Source organism: Halomicronema hongdechloris C2206, assembly GCF_002075285.3.
In the GTDB taxonomy this organism is placed as follows: domain Bacteria; phylum Cyanobacteriota; class Cyanobacteriia; order Phormidesmidales; family Phormidesmidaceae; genus Halomicronema_B; species Halomicronema_B hongdechloris.
Genome location: NZ_CP021983.2, coordinates 5,410,122 through 5,433,466, shown reverse-complemented (window position 1 = coordinate 5,433,466; position 23,345 = coordinate 5,410,122). Strand labels below are relative to the sequence as shown.

Genomic DNA, 23,345 nt, shown 5'->3' with positions numbered 1-23,345 from the left:
ACCTCCATTATCCTCGCTTCACCATGTCAGCTGTTGCCTCTGTGTCTCAACCCGATCTACCCGATTTGATTGAGGGTCTACCAGTGCTGTGGGGCTGGGAAGCAGAGATTGCTGCGGCCACTAGCACCGATGGGCCAGTATTTCTGCCCCGCACCAATTTAGACCTATCGCAGCTCTCGGCTGGCTTTGCCATTGCCCTGCATATGCATCAACCGACGATCCCGGCAGGGGTGCAGGGAGAGTTGATCAATAATCTGCAATACATGTTCGAGCACCCCTACGAGGGGGATAACCACAACGCCGGTCCCTTTGCTTACTGTTATGCCCGCATGGGCGATTTCATTCCAGAATTGGTGGAGCAGGGTTGCAATCCTCGCATCATGCTGGACTATTCCGGCACCTTGCTCTGGGGGCTGCAGCAGATGGGCCGCCAGGATATTTTGACCAAGCTGCGGCAGATTACCTGCGATCGCACCTATCAGCCCTACGTCGAATGGCTGGGCACCTGCTGGGGCCACGCCGTCATTCCCTCCACCCCGATCCCCGACCTTCGCTTGCATATTCGAGCCTGGCAGCATCATTTTGCCACCCTGTTTGGCCTAGACGCCCTCTCGCGGGTGCGGGGCTTTTCCCCCCCCGAGATGCACTTACCCAATCATCCCGATACCCTCTACGCCTTCATTACGGCCCTGCAGTCCTGTGGTTATCGCTGGCTATTGGTGCAAGAGCACACCATTGAGACCCCCGACGGAGAGCCCATCGCCACCCCCCACTTGCCCCACCACCTAGTGGCCCACAACAGCGAGGGGGCCACGGCAAGGCTGCCAGTGTTGATCAAGACCCAGGGCTCCGACACGAAGCTAGTGGGTCAGATGCAACCCTACGGCGAAGCCCGCAGCCTTAGCCCGCAGCCGCTGGGCGGCACCACCGTTCCCCCTCTGGTCAGCCAAATCAGCGACGGCGAAAACGGCGGCGTCATGATGAACGAATTTCCCAGTGCCTTCAAGCGCACCTGGCACGAGATCCGCCAGGGGAGTTCCCAGGTGGTGGGTCTCAATGGCAGCGAGTACCTGGAGCTTCTGGCTGAGGCAGGGATCACGGCTGCAGACTTTCTCCCTTGCCAAGCTCGAGGGCACCACCGCCTCTGGCAACGGGTCAGCCCAGGGGCCGGACGCCAGGCTGTAACCGCAGCCATCGATCAGCTGCGACAGGAAGATCCTGGTTTCTCCATGGAGGGGGCCTCCTGGACCGACGATCGCAGTTGGGTCAGTGGCTACGAGAATGTGCTTGCCCCCATGCAAGACCTCAGCGCCCAATTCCACCAGATCGTAGGCCACCCCAGCGATGCTAACTGCCGTCAGCCTCATTACTTGCAGGCCCTGTTGCATCACCTGCTATTGCAAACCAGCTGTTTCCGCTACTGGGGCCAGGGAGAGTGGACCGAGTATGCCCGGGAGATCTATCGCCGTGGTGCAGCGATTTTGAGCCACGATTTTTGATCTCAGGTGTCTCCAAGGCCTGGAGATGGTCTCTGCCACAGGATAATTTTGGTCGGATCACCGCCATGTCAGTATGCTTCGGGATGAAATCATGTAGTCTGGCCTACACAGACCTGCTAAAACCCTTTAAGATTGGTGGTCAAGGCAGCAGAATTCAGGCTGGGGCGGCGATGCTTAGTCGTCACAGTTCGGTAAGATGCTGACATTCCCCATTGCTAGTAATCACAGGGTCAAGGTGTTTGCAGACTGCAGTTTTTCCCGCTAACGTTGTTCGACTCGATAATGGTCTGACGGTCGTTCATCAAGAAATCCCAGCGACCCCGGTGGTGGTGGCTGATGTGTGGGTGCGGGCTGGTGCCACCAATGAGCCAACTGCCTGGTCTGGCATGGCCCATTTTCTCGAGCATATGATCTTCAAGGGCACTGATCAGTTGCCCCCCGGTACCTTTGATGCCGCCATCGAAACCCGGGGAGGCATGACTAATGCGGCCACCAGCCACGACTATGCCCATTTCTTTCTTACCATTGCTGCCGATGGCTTGCCTGATACATTGCCTTGCCTGGCAGATTTGCTACTCCATGCCACCATTCCCGCCGATGAGTTTGTGCGGGAGCGTCAGGTGGTTTTAGAAGAAATTCGCCAAGCCCAAGACGATCCTGATTGGTTAGGGTTTCAAGCCATGGCTAGTCTGGTCTATCAGGGCCATCCCTATGGTCGTCCGGTGCTGGGGACTGCCGATATCCTCAATCAGCGCTCCCCAGAGGAAATGCGCTGTTTTCACCAGGCCCATTATCAGCCTGACAATATGACGGTGGTGATTACCGGTGGTGTGTCCCTGGCTCCCACCCTGGAAATGGTCAAACATGCCTTTCGGGCCTTTGCTACCCCGACTCATTGTCCGCCTGTTGAATCCGTCGTGGCACCCGCCATTCAAGGGATTCGCCGGGAGGTGTTGCGGCTCCCGCGGCTAGAGCATGCCCGGCTGCTGTTGGCCTGGATGGGTCCAGGGGTCGAGCAATTGGCCGATGCCTTTGGTTTGGATTTGCTGGCTGTAATCTTGGCCGAGGGCCGTACCTCCCGATTGGTACGGGAATTGCGAGAAGAACGACAGCTCGTGCTAGATATTGGGGCCAGTTTTTCGCTGCAAAAAGACTGCAGTCTATTCACGGTGCAAGCCTGGCTGGAGGCTAAGCATCTTGACCGGGTGGAAGCCATTGTCTGCGATCGCATCGCCGCCCTAACCGACCATCCCCCTTCGGCGGCTGAGTTGCAACGGGCCAAGCGACTCATTTGTAATGATTATGCCTTTTCCACCGAAACCCCTGGCCAACTAGCGGGATTGTACGGCTACTATAACACCGTGGCCCAATCAGAGCAGTGCATGGCCTACATCCCGACGATTCAGACTCTGCAAGCGCCTGATTTGCAGCGCCTAGCCCGGCATTATCTCTCTACGTATAACTACGCGGCTACCGTGCTGTTACCCGCTTGACGCCATGGTCTGCTTTGATATTTGTTGATCTCCTTTGTCATACTTACTTAATCAAGCCAGGTCTGTGACTTCCTCCTCTGTTGTACCCACCCCTACCCTCCGTCGCACCGTCTTAGATAATGGCTTAGTCGTGCTGGCCATTGAGAATTCAGTGGCCGACATTGTCTCCGCCCGCATTTTTGTTCGGGTAGGCAGCTGTCGCGAGTCAGCCGCTGATGCCGGCCTGTTCAGCCTGCTAATGGCTTTACTGACCAAGGGCACCATCAACCTCTCTTCCTTCGATATCGCCGAGCAAGTTGAATCGGTCGGGGCTAGCCTCAGCAGCGATGCCTCCACCGATTACAGCCTCCTCAGCTTCAAGACCGTCTCTTCCGACTTCGCCGATATGCTAGCCCTGGCTACCCAACTGCTACGGCAACCAGGGTTTCCCGAGCCAGAAATCGACCTAGAGCGGCGCCTGACGCTGCAGAGCATTCGTGCCATGCAGGAACAACCCTTCACCATCGCCTTTAATCAGCTGCGGCAGGCGATGTATGGCGAGCATCCCTATGCACTGCCTGGCATTGGCACCGAAGCCAGCATTACCAATTTAGACCTCACCAACCTGAAAACTGCCCACGCCACCTACTTTCGACCCGACAATATGGTGGTCTCGATCGCGGGCAATATTCCCCCGGATAAGGCCGTGGCTCTGGTTGAGCAGGCCTTTGGTGACTGGCAACCCCCTAGCCAGCCCCTGCCTCCCTTGGCCTTTCCGACACTGCCGAGGCAGGCCAAACGCCGCCTGATTGCCCAAGATACCCAACAATCCATCATCATGGTGGGATATGCGGCCCCTGCCGTCAATCATCCGGCCTATCCCACCCTGAAGCTCCTCAATACCTATTTGGGCAATGGCCTCTCCAGCCGCCTATTCGTGGAACTGCGAGAAAAGCGAGGCCTGGCCTATGATGTCTCGGCCTTTTATCCCACCCGCCTGGGCCAATCTCAATTTGTGGCCTACATGGGCACTGCCCCTGACAATACGGCCATGGCTATAGAGGGGCTGTGTCAAGAGGTGGAGCGACTCGGGACGGTCAGGTTGGGTGAGTCGGAGTTGCAAGCAGCCAAAAACAAGCTGTTGGGGCAATATGCCTTGGGCAAACAGACCAATGCCCAGATCGCTCAGTTACTGGGCTGGTATGAAGTGCTGGGGTTGGGCATCGAATTCGACCAGCAATTTCAAGCGGCCATTCGCACCATCACGGCCGACGAGGCCCAGGCAGCGGCCCAGGAATTTTTCCACCATCCCTATCTGTCCTTGTTGGGGCCAGCCGCCGCCATCGAACCGTTCGCCTCTTAGGTTTGAGTTTGTCTCTTAATCCACCGATATCAGGGTTCACAGGTCAAGTCAGCGACAGCGACCCTGCAACCAGCCCAGCAGGATACATCGGTTGAGAGAGGATGCGATCGCACGTCATTCTTCTGTTGGCGGGATGTCACCGGCCAGCAGGAGAATTATTCTGGTGTCATAGAGACTCTACGCGTGTGAATGAGTCACCCCCATCATTCATTAGGTAAGTCATCACAACTGTGTTGTCACAGAGGTGCACCATGACATCGACTACTGTACCTACCGGCATTCGAGACGCCGTTCAAGATATTTTCGCCAGCATCAATCTACCACTGAGGTATTGCATTAACTTTTGGGACACCGATCAGCTGCAGGTCAGTGGGGCCAAAACCGACGCGGCTCCTTCCCTCACCCTACAATTTCGACACCCTGGCGTCCTGCGAGCGATTTTGCTGAAACGAGATCCCCTAGTCCTAGCGGATGCCTACCTCAACGGCTTCTTTGAGATATCTGGAAAGTTGGAAGCCCTAATCTTGCTATTTCGCCAGATGTCGCGGTTTCAGCTCCAGCCTGCTAGGCAACTACGAACCTGGCTGGAAGCGTTGACCTTACCCCCCCTGCCAGAGACTTCCTCCCCAGAGACTTCCCCGTCATCAGCCCCCCCCTCCGAAACAGACCGGCAAGCGATTCAACACCACTATGATGTCGGCAATGCCTTCTATCGATTGTGGCTAGATTCCCACCTGGTGTATTCCTGTGCCCACTTCGAACACCCGGAGATGAGCTTAGATGAAGCCCAGATGGCCAAGTTAGATCTGATCTGCCGCAAACTACGGCTACAGCCCGGGGAAACCTTACTGGACGTGGGCTGTGGCTGGGGAGCTCTACTACGCTGGGCCGTGACCCACTATGGCGTGCAAGGTTATGGCATCACCCTCAGCGATGAGCAACTGGCCTTTAATCGCCAACAGATTGAGGCCCAAGGCCTCGGTGAGCGGCTGCAGATAGAGCTCCGTGACTACCGCGACTTGCCCCAGGCCCCCACCTTCGACAAAGCGGTTTCCGTCGGCATGATCGAGCATGTGGGCAAAAAAAACTATCCCATCTACTTCGATCGCATCCGAGCCAGTCTGAAACCGGGGGGACTGTTTCTCAATCACGGCATTACCGCCACTCGAGAATGGGACGGCAGTAGCATTGGTGAACGATTCATTAATCGTTATATTTTTCCCAACGGCGAATTGACCCGCCTGTCTACCACGTTGACCGCCGCCGAAGACAATGGCTGGGAAGTGGTAGATGTAGATGGCTGGCGCCCTCACTATGCTAAGACCCTGCGCCATTGGGCCGCCAACTTGGAACGGGTGTTAGAGCGGGCCACTGATCTAGTCGGGGACCGCGAAACCTTATTCTGGCGGATTTATCTGATCGGATCAGCCCTGGCCTTTGAAAACAATGACATGGGCATCTACCAAGCGCTACTGCGTCCGCAAACTGACCCGGAATGGACTCTACCCCTGACCCGGAATGGGTGGCTGTGCTGAAGGGGCGCTACAATAGCGGCGTTCAGGCCGCAGTGGGGGAGGGCGCTCGCCCCATGGCCAATGTCCCGTTTATCCTGGTGATTCTATGGATTGGCTGCGACAGCGTCCCATTGCCCATCGTGGCTTCCACAGCGAGACCGCCCCGGAAAATTCCCTGGCGGCTTTTCGGGCTGCCATCGCCCACAACTATCCCATTGAACTGGATATTCAACCCCTGGCCGATGGCGAACTGGCGGTCTTTCACGACGAGACTCTAGAGCGGCTCACGGGGCGCCAAGGGTTAATTGCAGATCAGACGCTAGCGACTATAAAGCAGTTCAAGCTGTTAGACACTGACGAGACGATTCCCTCCCTGCAGGACGCCCTGGCTCTGATCCGAGGCCAGGTGCCCGTGTTGATTGAGACTAAAAACAAGGGCAAGGTGGGTCCGCTAGAAACGGCTCTGCTGAAGCAGGTGTCCAACTATGCTGGCGACGTTGCCATTCAAGCCTTCAATCCCTATTCCCTGGCCTGGTTCAAGACACAGGCGCCCCAGCTGTTGCGGGGCCAACTGGCCGGTAACTTCGCAGGAGAAGACCTGCCTTGGATCCAAAAGGTGCTGCTGAGTAACCTATTGATGAACTGGGCCAGTGCCCCCGATTTCATTGCCTACGACCTGAAGGCCTTACCCAGCTTACCCACTACCCTAGCCCGTCGTCTGGGCCGACGGCCCCTGATTGCCTGGACCGTGCGCAGTCTAGCCGACTATGAGACAGCTAAACGCTACGCCGATAACATCATCTTCGATCCCTATTGAGCCTGCTCAAAGGCACTGGGATCAGGGCAGTTGATCTGGCTCATACGGCCCCGCAGCTTCTGACACATCTGTCTATTATGGTCTCAGGCTAAGGTAAGAGTTTGAGAAAGTTATGAAGGCAAGCTGCCGCCCCAGCATCACTTCATAAAGCTGCCCCCGAGGATAGGCCTCCCCTGTAAAGGAGATACAAACCTGACGGCTCCGTCATTGTCGGTGCTGCTACCCCGTGCCAGAGTGGGAGGGATAATGGCGCCCCCAGGAGCCTGGGGTTCTGAGGACAATTGAGTCTATGAGTATGGAAAAACCCACAGTTTTGGTCACCGGCGGGGCTGGCTATATCGGCTCCCATGCCGCTCTGGCCCTAGAAGCCGCTGGCTATCCAGTGGTGATTTTAGATAGCCTGGAATACGGACACGCGGAGTTGGTGGAACGCTCGTTACAGGCGGAGCTGGTGGTGGGCAACACCTGCGATCGCATCTTGTTAGACCACCTATTCGCCACCCGCAACATCGGGGCAGTGATGCATTTTGCTGCCTACATCGCCGTGGGCGAATCGGTCACGGATCCAGCCAAATACTATCGCAACAACGTCACCGGCACCCTCACCCTGTTAGAGGCCATGGCAGCGGCCTCAGTGCCGCATCTGGTGTTTTCCTCCACCTGTGCCATCTATGGCCCTCCTCAGCAGATCCCAATTACCGAAGACCATCCCCAGAACCCCATCAGTCCCTATGCCAGTAGCAAGCAGATGGTTGAAAGGATGCTGACCGACTTCGGCACTGCCTATGGGCTGCGGTCAGTCTGCTTCCGGTACTTCAATGCTGCCGGAGCCGATCCCCAGGGGCGACTCGGGGAAGACCACACCCCGGAAACTCACCTGATTCCCCTGGTCCTGATGGCGGCCTTGGGCCGGCGCCAGTCCATTTCTATCTTTGGCAGTGACTACGATACCCCAGACGGCACCTGCATTCGCGACTATATTCATGTGAGCGATCTGGCCAGTGCCCATGTCTTGGGGCTAGATTATTTGCTGCATGGAGGGGCTGCTGACGCCTTTAATCTAGGCAATGGCAATGGCTTTTCCGTCAAGCAGGTGATCGAAACCGCTCGCCAAGTGACTGGCCGCCCGATTCAAGCCATAGCCTGTGAGCGCCGTCCTGGGGATCCGGCCATGCTGGTGGGCAGCAGCGACAAGGCCCGTCAACGTCTGGGGTGGCAGCCTCGCTACCCTGAGTTACAGGACATCATCGCTCACGCCTGGCAGTGGCATCAGGTACGTCACGGCATGACACCGCCGGTGGCAACGGTGTAAGTCTAGGTCTAGTTGCGGAGACGTATCAATAGGCTCCAGTCAATAAGCCCCAGATCGCTTCAGAATTACCTGAACTGTTTTCAAGATCAGGTGCAAGTCGTATAGGGGGCTCCAGCGGGATTGATAATCTAAATCCAGCTGCACGATGGCTTCGAAGTCTGTCACGCAGGAGCGGCCATTGACCTGCCACTGCCCGGTCAACCCTGGCTTCACATCCAGGCGGCGCCAGTGATGGGGAGCATAGTTAGCCACTTCATCGGCAGTGGGGGGACGAGTGCCCACTAGGCTCATATCTCCCTTTAATACATTCCAGAACTGGGGAAACTCGTCTAGGCTAGTACGGCGCAACCAGCGGCCGGTTCGGGTGATGCGGGGGTCATTCTGGTTCTTGAAGATATGCCCCTGAGCTTCATTGGCCACTAGGGTACGCAGGGCCTCGGCATTGGAGACCATGGAACGAAACTTCCAAATCCGGAAGGGTCTGCCCTGCAACCCGTATCGGACCTGGGAGTAGAAAACAGGACCAGCACTGTCGAGCTTAATTGCGATCGCAACTGGCAATAGGATTAAGACTAACAGGCTCAACCCCAAGAGTGCTCCTAGGATATCCATGGCCCGCTTGATCAAGCACGACGCCGAGGGATGGATGCAGGCATACTCGACCGGGGAGGTGACAGTACTGGTGAAGGCAGACATGGTCACTATCGGAGTGGAGTTAGCGGGGAAAAGGCAGCGGACAGAGAACAGAAGAGGTATTTAGAGCCCGGTGTGAACTAACCGCCATGCCTACTAAGGGAGGATGCCACTGGCTCGGCAAGCCCTACGTCCAGCTGGAAGGAATTGGCGGGGGCGAGGTAATCCTGGCTGATAACTGTCCGGACTGACCCCCAGACCCTCTGTATTAGGAAGATTGGGTAAAAATACAGAAATAGGCTACGACCATAGCCTACTGATAACCGTGAACACCGAGGGGAACGGCCTGCTACGATTGGTCGAATCTTCTTAAAAGAGCCAAAATTAGCTCGGTTATGTGAAATTCTTGTAAAGTTGTGCTTAAGTAGGACACGCTTGTGAATGGACAGTCCTGGGTTGCCCACAGTCATGCGGATGGCTTTGTGCCCTTCACGTCAAGCAGGCAGACCATTTTAGCGATTCTATAGCATCGGCCCAGCGATTGGCTGCCGTGGGGTGATGGTGGCTATGGAAGCGCCCATTTCCTTAGATAACTAGGGGAGACCCGGAGCGGGATATTAAGATAAGTCCTACGCGGTTAACCCACAGTTCCCTGGGATGCTGAGCTCATCATCGATCGACGGTTCAAGACTTACCGTTGTCCAGAGTCAGCCATAGAGGCTGGTTGCAGGGCAATGGTCACTCTCGAGCTGGACTAGACCCAGTTGCAAACAGACTGTTTACATACGGGGGAAGCCTCATATTCATGACGGCGGCGGATGATTTAATTCAGGAATGGCGGCAGCGGCTGCAACAGGACTGTCCTGACCAGGGACAGGCCATTCGAGACAGTATGGTTCAGTGGCTGGTGGGGGAAACGCCGGAACAGCTGAACCATTTGGCGGCAGACGAGCTGGCGATTGTTAAACAAGCCCTGGACTATCGCTACCGAATTCTGCGCCAACGGTATTGGGGCATCAGTGCCGATGTGGCCTATCAGCGGTTACTGCGACGATTGAGTAGTCTGTTTCTAATTCGCAGTAAGATTCGCACCTGGATTGCCCTCAGTCGCGATCGCAAGCGCACGGTTCAAGATGTATTGCAAGAGGTCTTGCAAGATATGCTGCAGAGCGATCGCCACCTGCGGCAGCAGATAACCTGGGTGGCTCGCTGTAGCCGTCAGTCCTGGTTGCGGAACCTGTTGACCCTAGCCACGTTAGAGGAGTATTGTCTACGGCCGATTCGGAATCAGCCCCTGGTGGTCTATCGCTTCGTCAACTATCTGCGTCGGTCTCAAAAGGCTGGCATGACTCAGGTGCCCACTGGAGAATTGGTGCGTTTGGTCTCGGATGAGGTGGCCACTGACGATCCCGAAGCCTCTCTCAGCTTGCTGGATGTGCAGGCCCTCTTCCACTATCAGGAACAGGCTGCCATGACTGAGCAACAGATCCTGCGGGCCCAGGTAAAACAGGAGTTCATGACCTACCTTAGCCAAAAGCTGGATCATACGGCTACCCGCTGGCTGGAGCTGCATTTGCAGGGGTGCTCTCAGGATACGATTGCCCAGCGCTTGAATCTACCGGTCAGGCAGGTCTACCGGTTGCGGGAAAAGATCAGCTATCATGCCGTGCGTGTCTTCACCCTGAAGGAGCAGCCGGAGTTGGTGTTGAACTGGCTGAAGATTTCTCCATCGGAGCATAATTTGGGGCTGACCCCCACCCAGTGGGAGCAATTCTGGGCGTCCTGTAATGACCTGCAGCGACAGATCATCGAGCAATTTAAGCAGGGCCAGTCCATCGATGCGATCGCACAGCAATTGAATCTGTCCCCTAAACAGGTGCAATCAGAATGGGCTCAATTGTACCTAGAGGCGCAGGGATGGCGCAGTCGGACCAATGAGTCCAATGGTTAACTTAACCGCAACGTCATCAACCGCTATCAAACATTGCAGAATATAGTCCGGACTAAGCCATCCTGAAGATGAATGCTTAGCATAGAGCTAGTACCCTTTCATCTGCTGGATCTATGTCGTCTCGGCCCGACAACTCAGAGGCGGATCAGCCTATTTTCTCTGGGGCGGAAGTCTTGGGAGTCTCATCAACTCAAGAGTCTACCGATCTATCCCAGACCTTCACCCTAATTGATGGCATCTTGCCATTTGAAGCCTGTCTGTACCATCAGGTTCTGCCGATTGCAGTGGAAGGCAGTCGCCTCTATTTGGGGATGGTGTCCCCGGGCGATCAAACGGCTCTAGAGTATGTGCGCCGTCAAATTTCATACATTAACTATTCCGTAATTCCCCAGGCCATTCCCTCAGATTGGCATCGAGAAATTCTCTCTAAGTATCTCAGCCATATGGCTAAGGCCAAGCATAAAAAGCAGGCCGCAGTTACCGGGCAATCCTCCCCCGCCGATGCTCAGGCTACCCTGGTCGTAGACTATCCCGATCAGCTAGAGAGTGAGAGGGATCAACCCAGCCCATCAGAGGCCTCTGCTCCTGCCAAACCGCCAGCCAAGACTCCGGCTGCGGCTACAACGCCATCCCTATCTAAATCTGATCCAGCCGCAGCAGACACGCCATCCGATGGCAAGGCCGCCGAAGTCGCCACACCCCAGACCACCACACCTTCGCCACTCCCGGGCCAATCTGCCGGTGACAATGACCAGGCAACAGATCCGTCGGCCCCTGCCGCAACTCCGTCAGCCCCGTTACATTTACAACTCAACGCCACCTATCAGCAGGCTGACCCAGACACTCTAGCTCAGCTCCCGCCCAAAGAATTAATGCAAGCCCTATTGGCTCGAGTCTTGGCAGAAGGGATCGGCCGCCTCTATTTTGAGCGGCGCTCTCAAGAGGGCCGCATTCTCTGGAGTAAGGATGGTGTGTTGCAGTCCGTGCTGAACTCAGTGCCATCCTCCGTCTTTCAGGCGGTTATCAATGAACTGAAGCTACTCACCCATATTTCCTTGATTCCGGTGAGTAAGCCTAAACAGGTGGAAGTCGAGCGCCTATACCAGCAAGATCGAGTGCTATTACGATTTCGCGTCATGCCTAGCAAGCATGGCGAAGAAGCCACCCTGCAGGTACTACGAGGAATGGCACTGAAATTCCATCAGCAACAGCAGATAGACAAATTAGGCCGAGATGCGCTGACGATTGCCCAAGACTTGCAAATACGGCTCAATGAGATTCGCAGCCGTGGCCACCATAGCCTCAACACTCCCCACACTCGCAATGAAACCCTGCCAGCTATCATTCAACTGCTAAAGCAAATGGAGCGGCAGGTGAAAGAGATGATGACCGCCAACCAGCCAGAAGAGCCCTCAGATCCGTTCCAATAGTGAGTGATGAACGTGCGATTGGCCTGCTAGCTAGTACCGCTGCACGGAATTCAAAATTCAAAATTCAAAATTCAAACTCCGAGCAGATAGGCTTTTCAAGCATTCTGAATGGTGAGCATATTGCTGCCATGGTGTACTAGTCCTGAGACATTGCCTTAGCGCTCAGGAGTCTTGAGACGAAGACTCGCGATTGGTTCGCCAGGCTGCGGCGAGGCGGTTGAAGTTAGTGCCAAATTCAGCTACGCCTAGCCAGCCTCCCAGACGATCTTCCTCCCAAGAGGAGGACAGGGCTCCGTAGCTTAACCCCAACACTCCTATGCCAAAACACCCCATGGTCGCCAAGAGCACCACCACATTGGGAAGCTCCACGATATCGTGGGTGATCAGAAAGTAGCAGGAGAAAAAGACCACAACTCCCAAGCCAGTGGGAACCCCAGAAAAGATCAGCATACGCCGAAGCATGCGGCGACTAATCACTTCCGGAATCCTTGTCGCCTGCCGAGATGCTTGTGGGTCAGATGAAGCCTCTGCCTTAGCTGCCGATTTAGACGATTCTTTTCGGCCAGCCCCAGTCTCGGAGGCGGCCTTTTTATGCTGGCGCTTCGGTTCAAAGGGTAATGGATCGCGTTGGGACTCAGAAGCCATAGGATTTAGTGCTGAGCGACAAGAATAATCATGACACTAGGGCGGCTACTAACCGCGAATCCCTAGCTTTTTGATCAGGGCCCGATAGCGGTCTGGATCTTCTCGAAAAATGAAGGAGAGTAGTCGCTTGCGACGACCGATCATTTTCATCAAGCCGCGGCGAGATGAGTAGTCTTTTTTATTTTTCTGCAAGTGAGTACTGAGACTGTTAATGCGCTCGGTGAGAATTGCCACCTGGACATCAGCCGAGCCGGTGTCCGTCTCATGTACCTGGTAGGTCGAGATAAGTTCCTGCTTGCGTACTTGCTGCAGCACCATACTCCAATATGCTTCCTTCAGCCAATCCAGAGTTATTAATCATATCATAGGTCTTTGGGGGTTGGATTAACGACTCAACCAGGCAATGGCTTCCCTGACCCAGGCATCGGGATCCTCGGTCTTAGCCAGCGTGGTCTGTTGTCCCACAGCCTGCAGGGCAGTGACGATTTCCCCGCTGCTATAGCCTAAGGCCAGCAGGGTAATTTCGACTTCCTCGGCGACGGTGGCTATCGGTCCTCCACCAGGAGGAAGTTCTAAGCCGGACTGGTGGCGCCATTCGGCTAACGTTTCCTTGAGGTCTAAAACAATGCGTTCAGCGGTCTTTTTTCCCACGCCGGGGGTTCGACTCAGCAGTCGAGTATTGCCAGAGACCACCGCTTGAATCAGCTCTTGAAACCCCAGGGTATCTAGTAAGGCCATGGCCATCTGGGGGCCAATGCCGCTGACGCTGACGAGGCGGCGGAACAGGTCCCGCTCAGCCCGCGAGGGAAACCCGAACAGGATCATCTGGTCTTCCCGCAGCTGCAGGTGACTGAATACCTGCACTAGCTCACCGATGGGGGGTAAGTCGGGCCGTAAGCGGGCGGTTACCTGCAGGTCGTAGCCGACGTGGTTGACATCTAGGGTAATGAGGACGCGATGACCTCCCAGGGAATTGACGTCGGTGAGGATGCCTTTGAGATAGCTGATCATAGGCCGAGGAGGGAAGCGATACGGCCTGGTTATCGACGGGGGCGCTCGGCACCGGGGGGAGAAGGGGAGCGCAGGTTGGCGGGGCGTCCACTGGGGGGGCGCTGCCGGTTACTGGGGGCAGGTGATGAGGCCTCAGGTGCAGCGGACTGTAGCTGCTGGCGACCGTTGTGGATGACCCGCAGCATTTCCGCCAGCTGGTTCTCGATTTGATCCAATACCTGTTCGGCGTAGGTATCGGCGTCTTGTTGGATGGTTTGTTGCTCGGCTAGGGCTTGCTGCCGCATCGCTTCCCATTCCCGCTGGGCCTGCAGCCGCATTTGATCGATCTCGGCTAAGGTTTGCGATCGCAACGCGTCACACTCTTGTTGCACCTGGGTCTTGAGCTGTTGGGCCGTCTGTTCAGCCTGCTGCACAATACCCGTTTCATCCAGCATTTGCGCGGCCCGTTGTTCAGCCGCAGTGACCATATTATCTGCGTAGCGCTCAGCCTCGCTCAGAATTGCCTCGCGCTCTTGGATAACCTGCGTCGCTTCTTGCAGGGCCGTGGGCAAATTAATACGAATGAAGTCGAGTTGATCCAGCAGCAAATCTTCATCAACCAGGGTGCGACGACTCAACGGTAGCCGCGGACTCGCCAGGATCATCTCTTCCAGCTTATTCAAGGCAGCCTGAATGTCTAATCGGCTCCCTTCGGGGGAGGAAGAGGTGACGGCGGCGGCTTCTGAGACGCCGTTGCGTTGGGGACCGATAGGAGTGGAGTCTTGGCGTAGCATTGGTAGATATCGAGTGCAACGTGCTGGGGGACAAGGTGGTCAACAGGCCCGCCAAACCGGGCAATCTCTTTGACCAAACTGCTACTGAGGAAGCCATACTCGGTAGATGTAGCTAGAAACACCGTTTCCAGATCATCTGCCAAAGTCTTATTGGTGTGGGCCATCTGCAACTCTTTTTCAAAGTCTGACAGCACTCGCAGTCCCCGTAACAGCACCTGAGCCTGACGGGCTTTAGCGTAGGTAACTGTCAATCCCTCATACTGGTCTACCTCAACATTGGGAAGGGGACTCACCGATTGGCGAATCTGTTGCAACCGCTGTTCCGTAGAGAACAACGGCACCTTGTGGGGGTTGCTGGAGACCACAACAACGACCCGATCAAACAGACGGCTACCCCGCTGAATGATATCTAAGTGGCCCAGAGTAATCGGATCAAAGCTACCGGGATAAATGGCGATCACGACAGCCGATGCCAATCTCAATGAGGCGATTATAGCGAACTTAGTCAACCGCTAGATTTTTGTACATCGAACCATAATCCCCTAAACGCTCGCAGCGCCACAACATTTGAGGCTGAACCAGTACCGACACTCTCTAACGCTATTGCCGGCCACTTGGTAACCTGAGAGCCTGTATCGTCGAGAATAATTCGATAGGCTCCTTAGCAGCAGAGTACCATCATCCCAATCACAAGATTGGATTACATCCCACCCATGGAGGACCTCTCACCATGACCTCCCTGCCATCAGTTCATGGCTTACTGCTGGATCTCAATGGTGTCTTTTATGTCGCCAATCGACCTCTCGACGGGGCCGTTGAGATGATTCAGGCCCTGAAAACCACATCCATGAACTATCGCTTTGTCACCAACAACACCACGGAATCGACGCAGTCCCTTAGCCAGAGCTTGAAATCCATTGGCTTACCCATCGAGCCCCATGAAATCATCAGTGCTGCCTACGCCGCTGTGCTCTACCTGCAACAGCTGGGTTCCCCCAAAATTTATCCGCTGTTGTCCGATGATGCTAAACAAGATTTCGCCGACTTTCCCTACTCCGACACGAATGCCGACGTCGTTGTACTTGGCGACATGGGAGATGCCTGGAACTATCGCACCCTCAATCGAGCCTTCCGACTAATCATGCAGGGGGCCGAGCTGGTGGCCCTGCATAAGGGTAAGTACTGGCAGTGGGAAGCGGGCCTCTCGCTCGATATCGGTGCCTTCGTCACCGGCTTAGAATACGCGACGGATCGCTCAGCGGTTATCGTGGGCAAACCCTCTCCCTCCTTCTTTAAGCTAGCCTTGAACGACTTGAAGTTATCCTCCGATCAGGTGGCTATGGTCGGGGATGACATTGAGGCCGATGTCGGCGGTGCCCAGGCCATGGGCATGCCAGGCATTTTGGTCAAGACAGGTAAGTATCGTCCGCAGCTAACGGCCCGCTCTGAGGTCATCCCTGACGTCGCGTTGGACTCCATTAGCGATCTCATGGATCTGCTGGGCTAGGGCGCCACGCCAGGCCGAATAGATTTCCATCGTGCGGCAAGCCAGCTCACGCCAGTAATAGCGCTTGATCTTGGACGTTCTCCCCGGGATCGGCGCAACGGGGTGTGGACTAGCTTTACCCGTTCTACTCTGTTAGCCGTCGGCCTCACGGAGCCTACCCTCAACGTACTTGTGAAGGACGCTGGCAATTAACGTTTGATACGGGATACCTTCCGCAAGGGCGCGCTTTTGTAGCCCGCGAAGGTCCTTCGACGATAGGCGAATGTTGATCCTTGCATCCTTTCTGAACATGGCCTCAGCATACTCCCTGTGACGCTTCTGGATTTGCGCGGCGCCCTCGGTGCGCTTTAGCTTCCCAGCCTCATACGCTTCAAGGATTTCCTTCTCTTCCTGATCCAATTCACTCATCTTTCGTGCCTCTGTACTTCTTCGTTGCCTTCCGGCTCGGAATGATGGTCTTTAGAAAGACTTCATCATCCGATTCAATGAACGGGACGAGATACACATAGTTCTCAATTTCTATCACATGGATCCGCTGCCCGGGATAGCGATCCTGATTCGGGTGGTCGACCGTACTGAGGATGTCGCCAGCCTGAATATGGAACACGACATCTTCAAAGGAGACACCTCTCTGAGCCTTGAGGATGTCGTTCTTGTCGGGATTCCATACGATAGGCTTCATCCACCGATCGTAGCACGATGTGTGCCGTATGTCATTGGCGGCTAACGCTATATTAGCCTGCTGCAGTCCTCCTTAACCGGTTCGAGAAAACGCTACGCTGGTGGGTAGGTCTTTTACTCTCCCTGGCCCTACTGGGTAGTCCCTGTCTCGGGGGTCTCCCGTTGCGTCTAGGTTGTCCACACTGCTTGCCGCCATGCTGAACATCCACTGTTATACTGCCGCCGATAATGAGCCGAATTCCTTTGAACTACCTGGCGCTCGACCCCATTACAATCCGGATCGGCCTGCTCAGGTAGACCATATTGCCCTTGACCTGGCCCTCGATATTGCCCAAAAAAAATGCAGTGGCACCTGTTCTATTCGCCTTAATCCAATCCGTAATGGCGTCGATCGGCTCACCCTAGATGCGGTTGCCCTGGAGATTCAATCGCTTGCGGTCGATGGCGCGGCCCGGTCCTTCGATCATGACGGAGAAGAACTATCAATTAATTTGCCCACTCCGCTAGTGGTGGACCAGCCTGTTACCCTGACGATTGCTTATCGGGTTGAGGCCCCCCAGCGCGGCATGTATTTCATTGGCCCCGATCACCATTATCCCGATAAACCGGTGCAGGTTTGGACGCAAGGGGAAGATGAAGACTCTCGCTACTGGTTCCCCTGCTTTGACTACCCGGGTCAACTATCAACCTCAGAAATCCGGGTGAAGGTGCCACAGCCCTACCAAGCGGTGGCCAATGGAGAGCTGGTCGCTACCGAAGAAGAAGGGGATTTTAAGGTCTATCACTGGGTACAACGGCAGGTTCACCCGACCTACCTGATGGCCTTGGCTGTAGGGAACTTTGATCTGATTCAAGATCACTGGCAGGCGGTGCCAGTTACCTACCATGTCGACAAGGGACGACAGGCCGATGCCCAACGCACCCTGGGCAAAACCCCTCAGATGCTGGCCTTCTTTAGTCAGGTTTTTGGCTATGACTATCCCTATCCCAAATATGCTCAGGTATGTGCCGCTGATTTTATCTTTGGCGGCATGGAGAACACCTCCTGCACCCTCCTTACCGATCGCTGTCTCCTCGATGAGCGGGCTGCCCTAGACAATCGCAACTCCGAGATGTTGGTGGCCCATGAGTTAGCGCATCAATGGTTTGGAGACTTGCTGGTCATCAACCACTGGTCCCATGCCTGGATTAAAGAGGGCATGGCCAGCTATGCCGAGGTGCTGTGGACGGCGCATGAATATGGGGCAGATGAGGCCAATTATTATCGGCTTGATGAGATCCGAAGCTATGTCTCCGAGGACAAGAGTCGCTATCGCCGCCCCATGGTGACCCATGTCTATCGGGAAGCCATTGAGCTCTATGACGGTCACATTTATGAAAAGGGCGCCTGCGTGTATCACATGATTCACCAGGCATTGGGCGATGAGTTGTTTCAACAGGCGATTCATACCTTTGTGCGCGACAATGCTCACCGCACTGTAGAAACGGTGGATCTGATTCGGGCCATCGATCGGGCCACCGGCCGTAACCTACGCCCTCTCTTCGATCAGTATGTCTTTCGGGGAGGATATCCCGACTACAAGGTGACCTATAGCTGGGACAAGGATAGCTGTTTGGCCCAGGTCACGGTGACCCAGACCCAGGCCCAGGAGGGCAAGACTGGGACGGAAAAGGGCCTGTTCGATCTGAAGATGCCCATTGCCTTTGGCTATAGGGATGAGACTGGACAAGTGACGCTGCAATCGTTCACGGTGCGGATCCATGAGCAGGAGCAGAGTTTCTTCTTCCCGCTGGCTAAAAAACCGACGTTTGTCAGTTTTGATCAGGGCAGCCATACCTTAAAGACGGTAACTCTGAACTATCCACTGCCTGAACTCAAGGCCCAGTTACAGGATGATCCTGACCCGCTGTCGCGGATTGACGCAGCGGATGCGATCGCAAAAAAAGGCAATCTAGAGGCCGTCAGGGCGCTAGCTACTGCCTTAGAATCAGATCCCTTCTGGGGAGTCCGAGCCGAGGTGGCCGAGCAGCTGGCCTCTGTCAAGCTTGATCAAGCCGTCGATAGCCTCATTAACGGGCTGGCTGACGTCCATCCACGAGTACGCCGTGCCGTCGCCAATGCCCTAGGCCAGGTGAAAACCATGGCTAGCTATCAGGCGCTATACGCCCTACTAGACTCGGGAGATCCGAGCTACTATGTCGAGGCAGCGGCGGCGGAAGCCCTGGGTAAGGTTGCCGCGACTCCCCTAGATGGACAGTCGCAGCAGCCGCAAGGTCTGCAAATGTTAGAGCAGGTCCTGCAAGAGCGCGCCGGTTGGAATGAGACCGTGCGTTCTGGGGCGATTAGGGGCGTAAGCCAATTCAAGACCTCGGAGGCGGCTCTGACACTGCTAATGCCCTACACCCAGGCCGGAGTCCCCCAACCTCTAAGGCTCACAGCCATCCGCGCCCTGGGCAAAATCTCCACCGGCCAGGGCAAAGCAGCCATCGAACGGATTCTAGATCAGTTAGATCTGCTGTCGCGCGAGACCTTCTTCCTGACTCAGGTAGCCGTAGTCAGTGCCCTCGGCAGCATGGAAACGCCAGGAGCTATCAAAGTGCTGCAATCCCTCGCCGATCACACCCCCGATGGCCGGGTGCGCCGCCGGGCCGAAGAGGCCGTCCAGACAGTGCAAAAAGCGATCGATAAGGATGAAGCGGTGCAGACCCTGCAGCAGGAGATTGATGAACTGAAGCGAGCCAACCAGGACCTCAAGAGCCGCTTAGAGAGTCTAGAGGCCAAGACCAAGACCAACTCATCCGCTGGCTGAGGACTTGCCCCCGCCCTGGTAGGGACGGGATATACCGCATCCCTACCAGGGGCTCAGTATTGACAAACGGTGCCGTTGTCCAGATGGGATATCAGGACTAGACGCCAACCGAACGACGACTAACCGCCTGCAGGGCCTCGGCTAACTGGCGCACTACCGCGACCATGGCCACATCATTGTCCAGCCTGTTTACGGCAGATCCTACGCCGATGCCCGCCGCCCCGGCAGCGATGGCCATGGTTGCAGTCACGTGGGATAGGCCTGAGGCACAGAGCACGGGAACCTCAACCGCTCGAGAGATTTCATAGGCGGCAGCTAGGGTAGGCGCGGCTTTTTCGATCAGGCCTAGGGTGCCACCGTGGCTTGGCTGACTGCTGGTGCCGCCTTCGGTCTGAATCAGGTCAGCACCCGCTGCCACTAATTCCTCGGCCAACTGCACCTGCTGATCTAGAGGCAGGATATGGGGGACAGTCACCGATAGGGGCACATCGCCCACTAGGGTTCGGGTGCGGTAGGTTAGCTCTAGGACTTCCGCAGCTGCAAACCGCCGTCCTTGAGCATAAAACGCATCGAAGTTACCAATCTCAAGCATGTCGGCCCCGGCCTCTAGGGGAGTCAGAAAGGCCTCCGGCTCTACGGCAGAGACGCAAATGGGCAAATCGCTGAGGCGACGGGCCAACCGCACTAAATTGGCATCGGCGGCGATATCGACGAAAGTGGCGCCGCCCTGTTGGGCTGCCCGTACCACGGCGGCGACCCGATCGGTGTCAAAATTAGTCAATCCACTGATAATTTTGAGGGCTCGTCCTTGGCTCAGGGCAGCTTGAAGATGGGCATGCATAGTCATGATCTAAGTTCTGTCCTAGGGTGCTGTTAAATGGCATCTGATTTATTCTGCCATTGGGCTGAGAAGATATTTGGAAAGTACCCTGCAACCTTGCTCCAGACTGGATTCTGGCCAACAGAGCCATACGCTCTAAAACGCTTGCCCTACAGGGCTTTCAGCCGAGTTTTCAAATGTCCTCTGAGGCAAGCGATCCAGGTATTGGGAATTCTGCTGCCAGCTGAGGGGAATGAGTCGATCGAGTACTCTGCTGCCGAGTCCTAGACATTGAGAACAGTTACAAACCATTGCAAGCTACAGCATCCCGGGGATCTCCTCAGTATCCTCAACAGGTGACCCCTTTGGGAGGAATGCTCCATGGCCAGGGTGCCTCAGGCTGGCGTTGCCATGATTAAACAATTTGAGGGCTGTCGTCTGGAAGCCTATCCCGACCCCCGCACTGGCGGCAAACCCTACACCATCGGCTGGGGCAACACTCGCAAGCGGGATGGCAGCCCCTTTCAACTCGGCGAGCGGATTAGCCAGGCAGAGGCTGATGCCCTGTTGACCTGGCATGTGGAAGCAGCCTTCTTGCCCCCCCTAGAGAAAATTCCAGTCTGGTCTAGCCTAACTGAACCGCAACAGGGCGCCATCCTCAGTTTTGCCTATAACCTGGGAGCCCATTTCTACGGCAACCGCGGCTTTGAGACCATTACTCGGGTCTTGCAAAAACGCCAGTGGGACCAGATTGAAGCCGCCCTGGTTCTCTACCGCAACCCCGGCAGCAACGTCGAAGAAGGGTTGCTGCGACGGCGACTGTCGGAGGCGAATCTATTTCTCTCGGGCACCTCCGGAGTATCTCTCAGTGCAGCCGGACGTGACTATCTTGCTAGTGGCCGCACCTATGGCTCGGGGGCCCGCTTGAGCCAGCAGGCCCAGGCCTATCTGCAGGGGCGTTCTAGCCCGGTGGCCACGGCCCCGACGACGCCAACGGCCACTGATCGCCGTACCCTGTATCTCACTAATCCCTACCTGCAGGGAGAAGATGTTAAGCAAGCCCAGGAATGTCTGCACCGCAAGGGGGCAGGGCTGGTGGTAGATGGTGTCTTTGGGCCGGCGACGAAGCTGGCGGTGGAACGCTTCCAACAGGTCAATGGCCTGGCTGTTGACGGGGTAGTGGGGTCCAAGACTTGGAGTTGCCTGCTGATGCGGGTGCTGTATCTAACAGAGCCCTACCTTACCGGGAACGACGTGCGTCAGGTGCAACAGGCCCTGGCCAAGGCAGGTCAGCGGGTCAGTATTGATGGGGTCTTCGGTCCCAATACGGAACAGGCTGTGAAGCAGTTTCAGGCATCCCAAAGGCTCGTGACCGATGGGATAGTCGGTCCCAAAACCTTGACTCGGTTGAACATCGGCTAACCTGGCCTATGCCAAGGGCACTATAGCGATGCTCTAAATCACGGCGATAAAGGCTAATTTTTCTCTCCTCCTATGTATTCAAGTGTATTCAAGGTAGTTCGAGTAACCAGACCTAGGGGTGAGTGGGGGGCGTGACATCATTGGAAAGATTGAAGAGTTTTTCCAGGTTTTTGGTAATCCAGGCCACCGGGTTCTTGTCATACTCTGTGGTGTTGAGTAATCCCATGTGCCGTAGCTGCAGCCGGTGCTGGGAGAGCTCTTCTTGGTGGCGCCCCATGGCTTGCACAATCAGCTCGTAGAGTTGGGGTTGGTCTTTGAGAATCTTCTTGAAGCCCTGGGGACTGACGGCGAAGACGGTGGTGTCTTCGATGGCGTGCACGGTGACGGTGCGAGGGATACCCAGCATCAGAGAAAATTCCCCGATAAATTCGCTGGTGGTGAGCACGGTGGGGGCATGATTGAGGCCATCCACGGTGTAACTGAGGGCCCCAGCCAAGATGATGTAGAAGGCATTGCCTGGATCTCCGGCTTGGTAGAGGGTTTCGCCCATCTTGAGATGGCGGCGGGAACCCACTTCAACCAGCTTGCGCAGTTCGATCTCGCTACAGTTCTGGAAGTAGGAAATTTGTCGCAGCAGATCGCGGGTAGAGACAGGACGCTTGAGGGATCCCCCAGCCATCTCGTCGGGGAAGGGAGCCTGCAGGGTGACGTGGTGCGGATAGCGCTCCAGGGATGATTGCACCACCAGGTTGGGATTGCGATGCCATAGATCCAGACGGGGAGAGGCTAATTTGATGCCATGCTGGCGCAGGTTTTGTTCGACGATGAACCGCAGGGAGCTTTCGGTGATGTATTTGCGATCGATTTGGGTGACCCAGACCCAGAGCTGAAAGTCTAGGGAATATTCACTGAAGCCGACGAAGTAGACTTCCGGGGCGCGCTCGTGGGAGACCGTCTCTTCTAGGTAGGCGGAGTCCATCAGCACTTCAATCACAGCTACGGGGTCACTCTCATGGGCCACTTGGATGGGCAGGGAGACCCAACCTTTGGTGTGGTGGTAGGTCCAGTTGATGACTTTATCGCCCACCAGGTTGCTGTTGGGGACGATGATGTAGCGCTCGGTGATGGTGCGAATCACGGTGGAGCGCAGGGAAATCTCGGCCACATAGCCGGAGAGTCCTTGCCATTCAATGAAGTCGCCCACTTCTAGCTGCCGTTCTACTAGTAGGGTGATGCCGCTGATGAAGTTGCGGACGATGTCTTGCAGGCCAAAGCCAATGCCAATACCGAGGCTGCCCGCGACTACCGCCAGGGAGGCCAGGTTGATGCCGACGGCTTGCAACAGTGCGATCGCAAGCAGCACCCCTACCCCATAGCTGCTAATGGTAGCGATCGATTCTCGGGTGCCCTGCCGCAGCCCGAGCTGCTTCAAGATCACCCGGGTCAGCAACCGCTTCACAATCAGGGTCAGGGTCAAGACAACCAGCAGTACCGCCAGCACCTGCAAGATGGTTGCCAAGGAAATCACCGACCCGCCGATGCGCAGCAGGGGAGTGGTGAAGATGCTGCTAATAGCCGTTAACAGGGTGACCATAAAACACTCAATCGGACTCGAATGCTGACCCTGGTATGACGCCAGGATTCAGCAGACAATTCAAGACAACTTAGCAAGGCAACCCGAGCTG

At 55.8% G+C, this 23,345-nt stretch carries 21 protein-coding genes; 11 read left to right on the top strand and 10 right to left on the bottom strand.

The window, feature by feature from the left end; all coding sequences use genetic code 11:
- Positions 1 to 23: 23 nt before the first annotated feature.
- The 6 genes from XM38_RS24820 (at position 24) to galE (ending at position 7,977) form a co-directional block, all read left to right on the top strand.
- Complete coding sequence (locus tag XM38_RS24820) at positions 24 to 1,499, top strand: polysaccharide deacetylase family protein (protein WP_088431386.1); 1,476 nt, start codon at positions 24 to 26, stop codon at positions 1,497 to 1,499.
- A 239-nt stretch (positions 1,500 to 1,738) separates the two neighbouring features.
- Positions 1,739 to 2,992, top strand: a complete 1,254-nt coding sequence (locus XM38_RS24815; protein ID WP_080805282.1) for a M16 family metallopeptidase — start codon at positions 1,739 to 1,741, stop codon at positions 2,990 to 2,992.
- A gap of 64 nt (positions 2,993 to 3,056) precedes the next feature.
- Positions 3,057 to 4,334: a M16 family metallopeptidase gene (locus XM38_RS24810; protein ID WP_225889412.1), complete on the top strand. Its 1,278-nt coding sequence runs from the start codon at positions 3,057 to 3,059 to the stop codon at positions 4,332 to 4,334.
- A 251-nt stretch (positions 4,335 to 4,585) separates the two neighbouring features.
- Positions 4,586 to 5,869: a class I SAM-dependent methyltransferase gene (locus XM38_RS24805; RefSeq protein WP_080805284.1), complete on the top strand. Its 1,284-nt coding sequence runs from the start codon at positions 4,586 to 4,588 to the stop codon at positions 5,867 to 5,869.
- An 85-nt stretch (positions 5,870 to 5,954) separates the two neighbouring features.
- On the top strand, positions 5,955 to 6,665 hold the full coding sequence (locus tag XM38_RS24800) for a glycerophosphodiester phosphodiesterase family protein (protein ID WP_080805286.1): 711 nt from the start codon (positions 5,955 to 5,957) through the stop codon (positions 6,663 to 6,665).
- A 289-nt stretch (positions 6,666 to 6,954) separates the two neighbouring features.
- Positions 6,955 to 7,977 carry a UDP-glucose 4-epimerase GalE gene (gene galE / locus XM38_RS24795; RefSeq protein WP_080805288.1) on the top strand — a complete coding sequence of 341 codons (1,023 nt, stop codon included), beginning with the start codon at positions 6,955 to 6,957 and terminating at the stop codon, positions 7,975 to 7,977.
- Between the two features lie 39 nt (positions 7,978 to 8,016).
- Here the strand turns inward: galE and XM38_RS24790 are convergent, their stop codons facing one another.
- Entirely contained in the window at positions 8,017 to 8,673 is a 657-nt protein-coding gene (locus tag XM38_RS24790; protein WP_080805290.1) for a sugar transferase, read from the bottom strand.
- 742 nt (positions 8,674 to 9,415) lie between these two features.
- Here XM38_RS24790 and XM38_RS24785 point away from each other — a divergent pair.
- Positions 9,416 to 10,561: a HetZ-related protein 2 gene (locus XM38_RS24785; protein WP_088431384.1), complete on the top strand. Its 1,146-nt coding sequence runs from the start codon at positions 9,416 to 9,418 to the stop codon at positions 10,559 to 10,561.
- A gap of 113 nt (positions 10,562 to 10,674) precedes the next feature.
- Entirely contained in the window at positions 10,675 to 11,991 is a 1,317-nt protein-coding gene (locus XM38_RS24780) for an ATPase, T2SS/T4P/T4SS family (protein WP_080805292.1), read from the top strand.
- A 162-nt stretch (positions 11,992 to 12,153) separates the two neighbouring features.
- Here XM38_RS24780 and XM38_RS24775 read toward each other — a convergent pair whose 3' ends face one another.
- The 5 genes from XM38_RS24775 to coaD form a co-directional block, all read right to left on the bottom strand.
- Positions 12,154 to 12,636, bottom strand: coding sequence for a PAM68 family protein (locus XM38_RS24775; RefSeq protein WP_080805294.1), 483 nt, complete (start codon positions 12,634 to 12,636; stop codon positions 12,154 to 12,156).
- A 48-nt stretch (positions 12,637 to 12,684) separates the two neighbouring features.
- Positions 12,685 to 12,954, bottom strand: a complete 270-nt coding sequence (gene rpsO / locus XM38_RS24770; protein WP_080805296.1) for a 30S ribosomal protein S15 — start codon at positions 12,952 to 12,954, stop codon at positions 12,685 to 12,687.
- A 66-nt stretch (positions 12,955 to 13,020) separates the two neighbouring features.
- Positions 13,021 to 13,647 carry a Holliday junction branch migration protein RuvA gene (ruvA, locus tag XM38_RS24765; protein WP_080805297.1) on the bottom strand — a complete coding sequence of 209 codons (627 nt, stop codon included), beginning with the start codon at positions 13,645 to 13,647 and terminating at the stop codon, positions 13,021 to 13,023.
- A gap of 29 nt (positions 13,648 to 13,676) precedes the next feature.
- Entirely contained in the window at positions 13,677 to 14,420 is a 744-nt protein-coding gene (locus XM38_RS24760; RefSeq protein WP_080805299.1) for an ATP synthase subunit B family protein, read from the bottom strand.
- A complete protein-coding gene (gene coaD / locus XM38_RS24755) occupies positions 14,324 to 14,881 on the bottom strand; it encodes a pantetheine-phosphate adenylyltransferase (protein WP_080805301.1) in 558 nt (185 codons plus the stop codon). The genes XM38_RS24760 and coaD overlap by 97 nt, the downstream gene beginning before the upstream one ends.
- Before the next feature lie 269 nt (positions 14,882 to 15,150).
- Between coaD and XM38_RS24750 the strand changes: the two genes are divergently transcribed.
- The gene (locus tag XM38_RS24750) at positions 15,151 to 15,927 is read left to right on the top strand and encodes a TIGR01458 family HAD-type hydrolase (RefSeq protein ID WP_088431382.1); all 777 of its coding nucleotides are present in this window, start codon (positions 15,151 to 15,153) and stop codon (positions 15,925 to 15,927) included.
- 132 nt (positions 15,928 to 16,059) lie between these two features.
- Here the strand turns inward: XM38_RS24750 and XM38_RS24745 are convergent, their stop codons facing one another.
- Both XM38_RS24745 and XM38_RS24740 read right to left on the bottom strand, forming a co-directional pair.
- Positions 16,060 to 16,335, bottom strand: a complete 276-nt coding sequence (locus XM38_RS24745; protein ID WP_080805306.1) for an antitoxin — start codon at positions 16,333 to 16,335, stop codon at positions 16,060 to 16,062.
- Positions 16,328 to 16,609, bottom strand: a complete 282-nt coding sequence (locus XM38_RS24740; RefSeq protein ID WP_080805308.1) for a BrnT family toxin — start codon at positions 16,607 to 16,609, stop codon at positions 16,328 to 16,330. Before XM38_RS24740 ends, XM38_RS24745 begins: the two co-directional genes overlap by 8 nt.
- A gap of 193 nt (positions 16,610 to 16,802) precedes the next feature.
- On the opposite strand from XM38_RS24740, the gene XM38_RS24735 reads away from it, so the two are divergent.
- Positions 16,803 to 19,418 carry a M1 family metallopeptidase gene (locus tag XM38_RS24735; protein ID WP_088431380.1) on the top strand — a complete coding sequence of 872 codons (2,616 nt, stop codon included), beginning with the start codon at positions 16,803 to 16,805 and terminating at the stop codon, positions 19,416 to 19,418.
- A 97-nt stretch (positions 19,419 to 19,515) separates the two neighbouring features.
- Here XM38_RS24735 and XM38_RS24730 read toward each other — a convergent pair whose 3' ends face one another.
- Entirely contained in the window at positions 19,516 to 20,265 is a 750-nt protein-coding gene (locus XM38_RS24730) for a DUF561 domain-containing protein (protein WP_080805310.1), read from the bottom strand.
- 354 nt (positions 20,266 to 20,619) lie between these two features.
- On the opposite strand from XM38_RS24730, the gene XM38_RS24725 reads away from it, so the two are divergent.
- Complete coding sequence (locus tag XM38_RS24725) at positions 20,620 to 21,660, top strand: peptidoglycan-binding protein (RefSeq protein WP_080805312.1); 1,041 nt, start codon at positions 20,620 to 20,622, stop codon at positions 21,658 to 21,660.
- Between the two features lie 112 nt (positions 21,661 to 21,772).
- Here XM38_RS24725 and XM38_RS24720 read toward each other — a convergent pair whose 3' ends face one another.
- Positions 21,773 to 23,254: a mechanosensitive ion channel domain-containing protein gene (locus XM38_RS24720; protein ID WP_080805314.1), complete on the bottom strand. Its 1,482-nt coding sequence runs from the start codon at positions 23,252 to 23,254 to the stop codon at positions 21,773 to 21,775.
- Positions 23,255 to 23,345: the final 91 nt, after the last annotated feature.